Origin of the sequence: Streptomyces sp. NPDC047971, assembly GCF_040653355.1 — a bacterium.
Taxonomy (GTDB): Bacteria; Actinomycetota; Actinomycetes; order Streptomycetales; family Streptomycetaceae; genus Streptomyces.
Genome location: NZ_JBEZNW010000023.1, coordinates 82,869 through 94,462 on the forward strand (window position 1 = coordinate 82,869; position 11,594 = coordinate 94,462).

The window sequence follows — 11,594 nt, forward strand, 5'->3', positions numbered from 1 at the left end:
CCGCGGACTGGAACGGAAGGCCGTTGCCGCGTGAACCAACCAGCAGAACCCCGAGCGGAAGACCGACCCGCGCGACTCACCGTCGGAGTCGTCGGAGCCGGCCGGGTGGGACCCGCCCTCGCCGCCGCGCTCCAGCTCGCGGGTCACCGCCCCGTCGCGGTCTCCGCCGTCTCGGACGCGTCCGTACGCCGCGCCGCGAACCTGCTCCCCGACGTGCCGATCATGGCGCCCGCGCAGGTGCTCGCCCACGCCGACCTGGTGCTCCTGACCGTCCCCGACGACGCCCTGCCCGGCCTGGTCGAGGGCCTCGCGGAGACCGGGGCCGTACGGTCCGGTCAGCTGCTCGTGCACACCTCGGGGCGGTACGGCGTGCAGGTCCTGGACCCCGCGCGGCGGGCCGGCGCGCTGCCGCTCGCCCTGCACCCGGCCATGACCTTCACCGGGACCTCCGTCGACGTCCAGCGGCTGGCCGGCTGCTCCTTCGGGGTGACCGCGCCCGTGGAGCTGCGGCTCGCGGCCGAGGCCCTGGTCATCGAGATGGGCGGCGAACCCGAGTGGATCGAGGAGCAGGCCCGCCCGCTCTACCACGCGGCCCTCGCCCTCGGCGCGAACCACCTGGTCACGCTGGTCGCCCAGTCGATGGAGCTGCTCCGCACGGCCGGGGTCGCCGCCCCGGACCGGATGCTCGGCCCCCTCCTGGGCGCCGCCCTGGACAACGCCCTGCGCTCGGGCGACGCGGCCCTGACCGGCCCCGTCGCGCGCGGAGACGCGGGCACGGTCGCCGCGCACGTCGCCGAACTGCGCAAGCACGCGCCGGGCACCGTCGCCGGCTATCTGGCGATGGCGCGCACGACCGCGGACCGGGCGCTCGCCCACGGTCTGCTCAAGCCCGAGCTGGCCGAGGATCTGCTCGGTGTGCTCGCAGAGGGGGAGACCCGATGAGGTCCACGTCGTCCGCGACGTTCGCACTGGTCCGCACCGCGGACGAACTGCACGCGCTGGTGGCGGGCCGGACGGGCGCCGGCCGGACCTCCGTCGCGGCCCCGGGAGCGGCCGAAAACAGCCGTACCGCTGTTGTCATGACCATGGGCGCCCTCCACGAGGGGCACGCGACGCTCGTCCGCACCGCCCGCGAGTACGTCGGACCCGACGGATTCGTCGTCGTCACCGTCTTCGTCAACCCGCTCCAGTTCGGCGCGGGAGAGGACCTCGACCGCTACCCGCGCACGCTGGACGCCGACCTCGCGACCGCCGAGGCGGCCGGCGCCGACACGGTCTTCGCGCCCGCCGTCGACGAGGTCTACCCGGGCGGGGAGCCCCAGGTCCGGATCAGCGCGGGACCCATGGGCGAGCGCCTCGAAGGCTCCTCCCGGCCCGGCCACTTCGACGGGATGCTCACCGTCGTCGCCAAGCTGCTCCACCTCACCCGCCCGGACCTGGCCCTGTTCGGCCAGAAGGACGCCCAGCAGCTGGCCCTGATCCGCCGGATGGCCCGCGACCTGAACTTCCCGGTCGAGATCGTCGGCGTGCCGACCGTCCGCGAGGCCGACGGCCTCGCCCTGTCCAGCCGCAACCGCTACCTGTCCCACGGCGAGCGCCGCACCGCCCTCGCCCTCTCCCGCGCCCTGTTCGCCGCGAGCGACCGGCTCTCCGCCCAGCACGCGCTGCGCGCGCGTGCCGACTCGCTCCCCGGGGCGCAGAACCGCGCCGAGACCCGGGCCGAGGCGCTCTCCCGGCTCGGTGAGGCCCGTGCCGCGGCCGACGCCCACGCGGTGGCCCAGGCGACCGAGGGCAACGGAGCGGAAGCCGTACGGGCCGCGGCCCGCGCGGTCCTCGACGAGGCCGCGAAGACCGAGCCGCCGCTCACCCTGGACTATCTGGCCCTGGTCGACCCGGCCGACTTCACCGAGGTCGCCGACGACCACGAGGGCGAGGCGATCCTCGCCGTCGCCGCGCGCGTGGGCAGCACGCGGCTGATCGACAACATCCCGCTGACGTTCGGAGCCTCCAAGTGACCGGAATACGGCTGCAAGCGCCCGCGCCGGGCTGGTCCATCGACGCCGATGTCGTCGTGGTCGGCTCCGGTGTCGCGGGACTGACCGCGGCCCTGCGCTGCACCGCGGCCGGACTGCGCACCGTCGTCGTCACCAAGGCCCGCATGGACGACGGCTCCACCCGCTGGGCGCAGGGCGGCATCGCCGCGGCGCTCGGCGACGGCGACACCCCCGAGCAGCACCTCGACGACACCCTGGTGGCCGGCGCCGGGCTCTGCGACACCGACGCGGTACGGCTCCTCGTCACCGAGGGACCGGACGCCGTCCGCCGGCTGATCGCCACCGGCGCGGACTTCGACAAGACCGCCGACGGCGAGATCGCGCTGACCCGCGAGGGCGGCCACCACCGCCGCCGCATCGCGCACGCCGGCGGCGACGCCACCGGCCTGGAGATCTCCCGCGCCCTCGTCGAGGCGATACGGGACCGTGGCCTGCGCACCATCGAGCACGCCCTGGTCCTGGACCTCCTCACCGACGACGAGGGCCGCACGGCGGGCGTGACCCTGCACGTCATGGGCGAGGGCCAGCACGACGGCGTCGGCGCCGTCCACGCCCCCGCCGTGGTCCTCGCCACCGGCGGCATGGGCCAGGTCTTCTCGGCCACCACCAACCCGGCCGTCTCCACCGGCGACGGCGTCGCGCTCGCCCTGCGCGCCGGTGCCGAGGTCTCCGACCTGGAGTTCGTCCAGTTCCACCCCACCGTGCTCTTCCTCGGCGCGGACTCCGAGGGCCAGCAGCCGCTGGTCTCCGAGGCGGTACGGGGAGAGGGCGCCCATCTCGTCGACGCCGACGGGGTCCGGTTCATGGTCGGGCAGCACGAGCTGGCCGAACTCGCCCCCCGCGACATCGTCGCCAAGGCGATCATGCGCCGGATGCAGGAGCAGGGCGCCGAGCACATGTACCTGGACGCCCGCCACTTCGGCGCCGAGATGTGGGAGAACCGGTTCCCCACGATCCTCGCCGCCTGCCGGGCCCACGGCATCGACCCGGTCACCGAGCCGATCCCGGTGGCGCCGGCGGCCCACTACGCCTCGGGCGGCGTCCGCACCGACCTGACGGGCCGGACCACCGTCCCGGGCCTCTACGCGTGCGGTGAGGTGGCCTGCACGGGCGTCCACGGCGCCAATCGGCTCGCCTCGAACTCGCTCCTGGAGGGCCTGGTCTTCGCCGAGCGCATCGCCGAGGACATCGCCACGAACGGCCCGCACCGCGAGGGCCTGCCCCTCGTGTCCCCCACCGCCTCGGTGCTGCCGCTGCTCGCCCCGGAGACCCGGACCCGCGTCCAGCGGGTCATGAGCGCGAACGCCGGAGTGCTCCGCTCCGCCGAGAGCCTCACGGCCGCCGCCGAAGCCCTGGAGGCGCTGAGCCTCCCGGCGGCCGAGGGCCGGCCGGGCAAGGCGGCCGAGCCGGGCGTGGAGTCCTGGGAGACGACGAACCTCCTCTGCGTCGCCCGTGTGCTGGTGGCCGCCGCCCGGGAGCGCGAGGAGACGCGCGGCTGCCACTGGCGCGAGGACCACCCCGAGCGCGACGAGGGCTGGCAGCGCCATCTGATCGTGCGCCTCACCTCGGACCGGCGGCTCGTGGTCCGCCGTACCGCCACCGCAGACTTTCCCTCCGTAACCCCCGAAGCCCCCAGGGAGCCGCAACCGTGAGCACGCCAGAGGAACGCCGTCCCGAGCCCGTGGACGTACCCCTGATCCAGATCAGCGCCCCCTCCGAGGACGCGGGCGGCTGCGGTGACGGCTGCGGCTGCGCCGGGGGCGACGAGGTCTACGAGTGCGGCCTCGACCCCGCGCTCGCCCAGCTGCTCGCCGACGCCGGGCTCGACCCGGTCCAGGTCGAGGACATCGCCCACCTGGCCATCGAGGAGGACCTCGACGGCGGTGTGGACGTCACGACCGTCGCGACCGTCCCCGAGGACGCGATCGCCACGGCCGACTTCACCGCCCGCGAGGCGGGCGTCGTCGCCGGTCTGCGGGTCGCCGAGGCGGTGCTGTCCATCGTCTGCACGGAGACCTTCGAGGTCGAGCGGCACGTCGAGGACGGCGAGCGCGTCGAGGCCGGCCAGAAGCTGCTCTCGGTCACCACCCGCACCCGCGACCTGCTCACCGGCGAGCGCAGCGCGCTGAACATCCTGTGCCGCCTCTCCGGCATCGCCACCGCCACGCGCGCGTGGGCGGACGCGCTGGAGGGCACCGAGGCCCGGGTCCGTGACACCCGCAAGACGACGCCGGGCCTGCGGGCGCTGGAGAAGTACGCGGTGCGGTGCGGCGGTGGGGTCAACCACCGCATGTCGCTGTCCGACGCGGCCCTGGTCAAGGACAACCACGTGGTGGCGGCCGGCGGGGTGGCGCAGGCGTTCAAGGCCGTGCGGGAGCAGTTCCCGGACGTGCCGATCGAGGTCGAGGTCGACACGCTGCACCAGGTCCGCGAGGTCCTCGACGCCGGGGCCGACCTGATCCTGCTCGACAACTTCACGCCCCTGGAGACCGAGGAGGCCGTCGCGCTGGTCGCCGGGCGGGCCGTCCTGGAGTCCTCGGGCCGCCTCACGCTCGACAACGCGGCGGCGTACGCGGCGACCGGCGTGGACTACCTCGCGGTGGGCGGGCTCACCCACTCGTCCCCGATCCTCGACATCGGCCTCGACCTGCGCGACGCCTCCGAGGCGGCGGTCTGATGCTCCTCACCATCGACGTCGGCAACACGCAGACCGTCCTCGGGCTCTTCGACGGCGAGGAGATCGTCGAGCACTGGCGCATCTCCACGGACCCGCGTCGCACCGCCGACGAGCTGGCGGTCCTGCTCCAGGGCCTGATGGGCATGCACCCCCTGCTGGGTGTGGAGCTCGGTGACGGCATCGGCGGCATCGCGATCTGCTCGACCGTCCCGTCGGTGCTGCACGAGCTGCGCGAGGTGACGCGGCGGTACTACGGCGACGTCCCCGCGGTCCTGGTGGAGCCCGGCATCAAGACGGGCGTACCGGTCCTCACGGACAACCCCAAGGAGGTCGGCGCGGACCGCATCGTCAACTCGGCGGCGGCGGTCGAGCTCTACGGGGGCCCGGCGATCGTGGTCGACTTCGGCACGGCGACGACGTACGACGCGGTCACGGCACGCGGCGAGTACGCGGGCGGGGCGATCGCGCCGGGCATCGAGATCTCGGTGGACGCCCTGGGCGTCAAGGGCGCGATGCTCCGCAAGATCGAGCTGGCCCGCCCGCGCAGTGTGATCGGCAAGAACACGGTCGAGGCGATGCAGTCGGGCATCGTCTACGGGTACGCGGGCCAGGTCGACGGCGTGGTGTCCCGGATGAAGCGCGAACTGGTCGGCCCGGACGGTGACCCCTCCGACGTCACGGTGATCGCGACGGGCGGCCTCGCCCCGATGGTCCTCGCCGACTCCAAGGAGATCGACGAGCACGAGCCCTGGCTGACCCTGATCGGCCTCCGGCTCGTCTACGAACGCAACATGTCCCGCCTGTAGCCGCTCCCGGGCCGGGGCCCACCACCCCGGCCCGCGGCCGTCCGCCCCACCGGCGGTCCCGCCTCCGAGGGCAACGCGCCGAAATGATCGGTAAACGAAATTTGTCCGATTAGCGCGTATCGTCACCCCATGCCCACGCCATACGGATCCCGCGGCGGCATGGCGTTCAGTGCGGACGAGCTGCGTGTGCTCCGACGCGCCCTTGCCACCGCCCTCAACCCCGCCCCCCTTCAGGACGAGGACGTCCAGGACTGCCTGCGCCTCGCCGAATCCGTGGACGACGCCGTCCGCGAGGCCGGCCGGCTGCGCGCCTTCCTCGTCGCCGATCTGGCCCGTTACCGCGAGGCCCTTCCCGGCTCGCGCCCGGGCTATCTGGAGCTCCTCCAGGACGCCCTCGCCGACGGCTACGAACCCGTCGCCGACGACCTCTCCGCGCTGCGCACCCTGCGGGCGCACCCCCGGGCCGCCCACCTCCTGGAGCGCTGCCAGATCCTCGTCGAGCGCTCCGTGCGCGCCCGCCTCGCCCGGGTCTCCCAGGCCGTGGCCACCGCGCCCCGCGCCCGGCTGCTCGCCCTCGCCGGCGGGCGCGCCGCCGACGAGCCCAAGCCGTCCACCCCGAAGCCGCCCGCCCCCGTCAAGCGACCGGCGCCCAAGCCCTCCGAGGTGTTCCCGCCGCGCCGACGCCCCGTACCCCCGCCCCCGCCCGAGGAACGCGTCGCCGGATAGCTACTCTGGTCGGCATGGACTACGTATCCGCGCTCCTGCCCCCCATCGTGATGGCCACGTTCTTCATCTGCCTCGTCGTCACGATCGTGAAGAGCCAGGGCGGCCCGAACAAGGCCAAGGAGGACGCGGCCGTGGACGCGGCCCTCGCCCGCGCCGAGGCCACCCGCCAGGTGGACGGCGGCAGCGCCTCCTAGTCCCGCCCGCATCGAGGACGTACGACGGTTTCCCCGTCGTGCGTCCTTTTTGTTGCGTTTCCTCCGCCAATAACCAGCCATTCCCGGTTCGCTTGACTAAGGTGGCAGTTGTGCCCCGCCAATTGGGAGAGCTGGAAGACGCCGTCATGACACGCGTCTGGCAATGGAACCGCCCGGTGACCGTCCGGGAAGTCCTGGAGGATCTCCAGCAGGAACGGTCCATCGCCTACACCACCGTCATGACGGTAATGGACAATCTCCATCAGAAGGGCTGGGTGCGCAGGGAAGTCGACGGCCGCGCCTATCGATATACCGCGGTCTCCACCCGCGCCGCCTACTCGGCCGCACTGATGAACGAAGCGTGGTCCCAGAGCGACAACCCGGCCTCCGCGCTCGTCGCCTTCTTCGGGATGATGTCCAGCGAGCAGCGGGAAGCCCTCAGCGACGCGATCCGCATCGTCGGGTACAACGTCCCCGAGACCCCCGCCCCGACCCCGGAGGGCGGCGGCGACCGGACCGCGGGCGAGGGCGGCGCCGGTACGGCCGGCGAGGGGCGATAACGTCCCCCCATGTCGTCGTCCTCCACCGCTTCAAAAGCCGTCACCGTTCGCCGTGCACGCACCAGTGATGTCGCCGCGGTCCGCCGCCTTGTCGACCCGTACGTCCGCCGCGGCATCCTGCTCGACAAAGCGACCGTGACGCTTTACGAGGACATCCAGGAGTTCTGGGTCGCCGAACGCGACGAGGACGCCGTCGTGGTCGGCTGCGGCGCACTCCACGTGATGTGGGAAGACCTCGCGGAAGTCCGCACTCTCGCGGTCGATCCGGAGTTCAAGGGCGGGGGCGTCGGACATCACGTGCTCGACAAGTTGCTGCACACCGCCCGATGGCTCGGGGTGCGCCGGGTATTCTGCCTCACCTTCGAAGTCGACTTCTTCGCGAAGCACGGCTTCGTCGAGATCGGCGAGACCCCCGTCGACGGAGATGTCTACAGCGAGCTCCTGCGTTCCTATGACGAGGGTGTCGCCGAGTTCCTCGGTCTCGAACGAGTGAAGCCGAACACCTTGGGCAACAGCCGGATGCTTCTGCATCTGTGATCCTGCCGAGCGCGCGCGGAACCCTATGTCCGAATCGCGCACGTTTCCCGCGTTGCCGGGCTTCTGAACCTCTCCCAGGGGTTTGTGTTTTTCCGGGAAAAGCGGTTTCCTTTCCGCGTACTGCATTTTCGATGAAAGGAAATCCGGTGGCACAGAAGGTTCAGGTCCTTCTTGTCGATGACCTCGACGGTGTCGAGGCGGACGAGACCGTGACGTTCGCGCTGGACGGCAAGACCTACGAGATCGACCTCACCACCGCCAACGCGGACAAGCTCCGTGGCCTGCTCGAGCCGTACACCAAGAGCGGCCGTCGCACCGGTGGCCGCAGCGCCGGTACGCGTGGCAAGGGCCGCGTCGCCACGGGTGGCAGCCCGGACACCGCGAAGATCCGCGCGTGGGCGAAGGAGAACGGATACAACGTGAACGACCGCGGCCGTGTCCCCGCGGAGATCAAGGCGGCCTACGAGGACGCGAACCGCTGAGGCGTCAGCTGCTGAGGCGCCGATCCGTGAGGGCGCGCACTCAGCAGCCGCACCCGATGGCACTCCGCGGCCGCGACGGCGACGAGCCGTGCGAGACAGGGGGCGCCCGCATCGCCCCGCCTGGCGGTCCGCAGCGCGGGAAGCGAGCCCTCCCAGGCCCCGCCGGGCTCGGGGGCCCGCAGCCACACCGCGGCGCCCGGCGCGCCGGAACCGCTCCGTCCTGGGGGAATGGGAGCGGTCATCCGGCCGCCCGCGCCCAGGGCGACGAGATCCAGTGAGATCCCGCCCCATTCGAGCCAGTCGAGCAGCCCCGGCAGCTCCTCCGCGCTCCCCGCGGCCGTGAGCAGCCGCATCCTGCGCCCCATGAGGGCCACCGGTCCGGTGGCGGGGCCCATCCTGCGCAGCACCGCGCGACCGGCCGTCGCCGGCAGCTCGAGGACGTCGAAGCGCACCCCGGTGACCAGCTGCGCCGGCGGCCCGTCCACGGCCGCCCAGCCGAGCTCCCGCTCGTACCACCGCGCCACGCCGTCGTCGATCGGCGAACGGGGGAGCGGGACGGTGAGGGCCATGTCCGGGGAACTCCCGAGAGCGCCGGTTGGTTACGCCGGTGATGACACAGTGTCCTCGATCCGATGCGCAGAGTGTCCGTGATGGGTGCGTACGGGCGCATTCGGCAGCGCAAGGATGTTCGCCCGTAGCGGAGGGAACGGGGGTGTGCCGCATGGAGTGTCAGTGCTTACGGGTAAGACATTCCTAGTGAGGAGGGACGACTTGCGGGCTTTGGCGTCTCACGTTCGCCATCGGCGTACAGATGGCGGGGGTAACTGCTTGGCCTGCGGGAACATCGTCTCGCACCATCGGGTTGGAGCATTTGTCGGCTGTTCGGCAGCAGGTCTCCCCGCTTGAGAGGGGGTGATCCGGACGGATGTCGGCAGTTGGAATGAGCGGTCCCCGCTTGCGGGACTAAGCTGCGGAAGGACAGGGAGGGGATCGACCCCTAACTGACTGACCGCTCTGAGGAGCGATTAACGATGTTCGAGAGGTTCACCGACCGCGCGCGGCGGGTTGTCGTCCTGGCTCAGGAAGAAGCCCGGATGCTCAACCACAACTACATCGGCACCGAGCACATCCTCCTGGGCCTTATCCACGAGGGTGAGGGTGTCGCCGCTAAGGCCCTGGAGAGCCTCGGGATTTCGCTCGAGGCGGTCCGCCAGCAGGTTGAGGAGATCATCGGCCAGGGGCAGCAGGCCCCGTCCGGTCACATCCCCTTCACCCCGCGTGCCAAGAAGGTCCTGGAGCTGTCGCTCCGAGAGGCCCTCCAGCTCGGCCACAACTACATCGGCACCGAGCACATCCTGCTCGGCCTGATCCGCGAGGGCGAGGGCGTCGCCGCCCAGGTCCTCGTGAAGCTGGGCGCCGATCTCAACCGGGTGCGGCAGCAGGTCATCCAGCTGCTCTCCGGCTACCAGGGCAAGGAAGCCGCCACGGCCGGCGGTCCTGCCGAGGGCACGCCCTCGACGTCCCTGGTCCTCGACCAGTTCGGCCGCAACCTCACCCAGGCGGCCCGCGAATCCAAGCTCGACCCGGTCATCGGGCGCGAGAAGGAGATCGAGCGGGTCATGCAGGTGCTGTCCCGCCGTACGAAGAACAACCCGGTCCTCATCGGCGAGCCCGGCGTCGGCAAGACCGCCGTCGTCGAGGGCCTGGCGCAGGCCATCGTCAAGGGCGAGGTGCCCGAGACCCTCAAGGACAAGCACCTCTACACCCTGGACCTCGGCGCGCTGGTCGCCGGCTCCCGCTACCGCGGTGACTTCGAGGAGCGCCTGAAGAAGGTCCTCAAGGAGATCCGCACCCGCGGCGACATCATCCTGTTCATCGACGAGCTCCACACCCTGGTGGGTGCGGGTGCCGCCGAGGGCGCGATCGACGCCGCCAGCATCCTCAAGCCGATGCTGGCCCGCGGTGAGCTCCAGACCATCGGTGCGACCACGCTGGACGAGTACCGCAAGTACCTGGAGAAGGACGCCGCTCTCGAGCGCCGCTTCCAGCCCATCCAGGTCGCGGAGCCGTCCCTGCCGCACACGATCGAGATCCTCAAGGGTCTGCGCGACCGGTACGAGGCCCACCACCGGGTCTCCATCACCGACGAGGCCCTCGTCCAGGCCGCGACCCTGGCCGACCGGTACATCTCGGACCGCTTCCTCCCGGACAAGGCGATCGACCTGATCGACGAGGCCGGCTCCCGGATGCGCATCCGCCGGATGACCGCGCCGCCGGACCTCCGCGAGTTCGACGAGAAGATCGCCGGCGTCCGCCGGGACAAGGAGTCCGCGATCGACTCCCAGGACTTCGAGAAGGCGGCGTCTCTCCGCGACAAGGAGAAGCAGCTGCTGGCGGCGAAGGCCAAGCGGGAGAAGGAGTGGAAGGCCGGCGACATGGACGTCGTCGCCGAGGTCGACGGCGAGCTGATCGCCGAGGTCCTCGCGACCGCCACCGGCATCCCGGTCTTCAAGCTGACCGAGGAGGAGTCCTCGCGTCTGCTCCGCATGGAGGACGAGCTCCACAAGCGCGTCATCGGGCAGAAGGACGCCGTCATCGGCCTTTCGCGGGCGATCCGTCGTACGCGAGCCGGTCTGAAGGACCCGAAGCGTCCTGGTGGCTCGTTCATCTTCGCCGGCCCGTCCGGTGTCGGTAAGACCGAGCTGTCCAAGGCTCTCGCCGAATTCCTCTTCGGCGACGAGGACGCGATGATCTCCCTCGACATGTCGGAGTTCAGCGAGAAGCACACGGTTTCCCGTCTCTTCGGTTCTCCCCCCGGATACGTGGGCTACGAAGAGGGCGGCCAGCTCACCGAGAAGGTGCGCCGCAAGCCGTTCTCCGTCGTCCTCTTCGACGAGGTCGAGAAGGCCCACCCCGATATCTTCAATTCCCTTCTCCAGATCCTGGAGGACGGTCGACTGACCGACTCCCAGGGCCGGGTCGTGGACTTCAAGAACACGGTCATCATCATGACGACCAACCTCGGGACCCGGGACATCTCGAAGGGCTTCAACCTGGGCTTCGCGGCCCAGGGCGACACGAAGTCCAACTACGAGCGGATGAAGGCCAAGGTCAGCGACGAGCTGAAGCAGCACTTCCGCCCGGAGTTCCTGAACCGTGTGGACGACATCATCGTCTTCCCGCAGCTCACCCAGGACGACATCCTGCAGATCGTCGACCTGATGATCAGCCGGGTGGACGAGCGCCTGAAGGACCGGGACATGGGCATCGAGCTCTCCCAGTCCGCGAAGGAGCTGCTCGCCAAGAAGGGTTACGACCCCGTCATGGGCGCCCGGCCGCTGCGCCGGACGATCCAGCGCGAGGTCGAGGACTCGCTCTCCGAGAAGATCCTCTTCGGCGAGCTGCGCCCCGGCCACATCGTGGTCGTGGACACCGAGGGCGAGGGTGAGGAGAAGAAGTTCACCTTCCGCGGCGAGGAGAAGTCGGCCCTGCCCGACGTCCCGCCGATCGAGCAGGCCACGGGCGGAGCGGGCCCGAACCTCTCGAAGGACGCGTAAC

12 protein-coding genes are annotated in these 11,594 nt (G+C 71.2%); 11 read left to right on the forward strand and 1 reads right to left on the reverse strand.

What is annotated here, in order from left to right:
• The first annotated feature begins 30 nt into the window (after window positions 1–30).
• The 10 genes from AB0D99_RS21980 (at window position 31) to AB0D99_RS22025 (ending at window position 8,036) form a co-directional block, all read left to right on the forward strand.
• Window positions 31–942, forward strand: coding sequence for a DUF2520 domain-containing protein (locus tag AB0D99_RS21980; protein WP_362364565.1), 912 nt, complete (start codon window positions 31–33; stop codon window positions 940–942).
• A complete protein-coding gene (gene panC / locus AB0D99_RS21985; RefSeq protein WP_362364568.1) occupies window positions 939–2,015 on the forward strand; it encodes a pantoate--beta-alanine ligase in 1,077 nt (358 codons plus the stop codon). Before AB0D99_RS21980 ends, panC begins: the two co-directional genes overlap by 4 nt.
• Window positions 2,012–3,706 (forward strand): L-aspartate oxidase, encoded by a 1,695-nt coding sequence (locus tag AB0D99_RS21990; RefSeq protein WP_362364571.1) that lies wholly within the window; start codon window positions 2,012–2,014, stop codon window positions 3,704–3,706. Before panC ends, AB0D99_RS21990 begins: the two co-directional genes overlap by 4 nt.
• Window positions 3,703–4,731 (forward strand): carboxylating nicotinate-nucleotide diphosphorylase, encoded by a 1,029-nt coding sequence (gene nadC / locus AB0D99_RS21995; protein WP_362364574.1) that lies wholly within the window; start codon window positions 3,703–3,705, stop codon window positions 4,729–4,731. Before AB0D99_RS21990 ends, nadC begins: the two co-directional genes overlap by 4 nt.
• On the forward strand, window positions 4,731–5,537 hold the full coding sequence (locus AB0D99_RS22000) for a type III pantothenate kinase (protein WP_362364577.1): 807 nt from the start codon (window positions 4,731–4,733) through the stop codon (window positions 5,535–5,537). Before nadC ends, AB0D99_RS22000 begins: the two co-directional genes overlap by 1 nt.
• 159 nt (window positions 5,538–5,696) lie before the next feature.
• Window positions 5,697–6,263 (forward strand): hypothetical protein, encoded by a 567-nt coding sequence (locus AB0D99_RS22005; RefSeq protein WP_362364651.1) that lies wholly within the window; start codon window positions 5,697–5,699, stop codon window positions 6,261–6,263.
• Window positions 6,264–6,277: 14 nt separating this feature from the next.
• The gene (locus AB0D99_RS22010) at window positions 6,278–6,457 is read left to right on the forward strand and encodes a hypothetical protein (protein ID WP_362364580.1); all 180 of its coding nucleotides are present in this window, start codon (window positions 6,278–6,280) and stop codon (window positions 6,455–6,457) included.
• Window positions 6,458–6,567: 110 nt separating this feature from the next.
• Complete coding sequence (locus AB0D99_RS22015) at window positions 6,568–7,017, forward strand: BlaI/MecI/CopY family transcriptional regulator (protein WP_362364583.1); 450 nt, start codon at window positions 6,568–6,570, stop codon at window positions 7,015–7,017.
• Window positions 7,018–7,026: 9 nt separating this feature from the next.
• Entirely contained in the window at window positions 7,027–7,554 is a 528-nt protein-coding gene (locus AB0D99_RS22020; RefSeq protein ID WP_362364586.1) for an amino-acid N-acetyltransferase, read from the forward strand.
• Between the two features lie 146 nt (window positions 7,555–7,700).
• Window positions 7,701–8,036: an Lsr2 family protein gene (locus tag AB0D99_RS22025; protein WP_215072751.1), complete on the forward strand. Its 336-nt coding sequence runs from the start codon at window positions 7,701–7,703 to the stop codon at window positions 8,034–8,036.
• Here the strand turns inward: AB0D99_RS22025 and AB0D99_RS22030 are convergent.
• Window positions 8,015–8,605 (reverse strand): SCO3374 family protein, encoded by a 591-nt coding sequence (locus AB0D99_RS22030; protein ID WP_362364590.1) that lies wholly within the window; start codon window positions 8,603–8,605, stop codon window positions 8,015–8,017. The genes AB0D99_RS22025 and AB0D99_RS22030 overlap by 22 nt on opposite strands.
• A 462-nt stretch (window positions 8,606–9,067) precedes the next feature.
• Between AB0D99_RS22030 and AB0D99_RS22035 the strand changes: the two genes are divergently transcribed.
• A complete protein-coding gene (locus AB0D99_RS22035) occupies window positions 9,068–11,593 on the forward strand; it encodes an ATP-dependent Clp protease ATP-binding subunit (protein WP_352187788.1) in 2,526 nt (841 codons plus the stop codon).
• Window position 11,594: the final 1 nt, after the last annotated feature.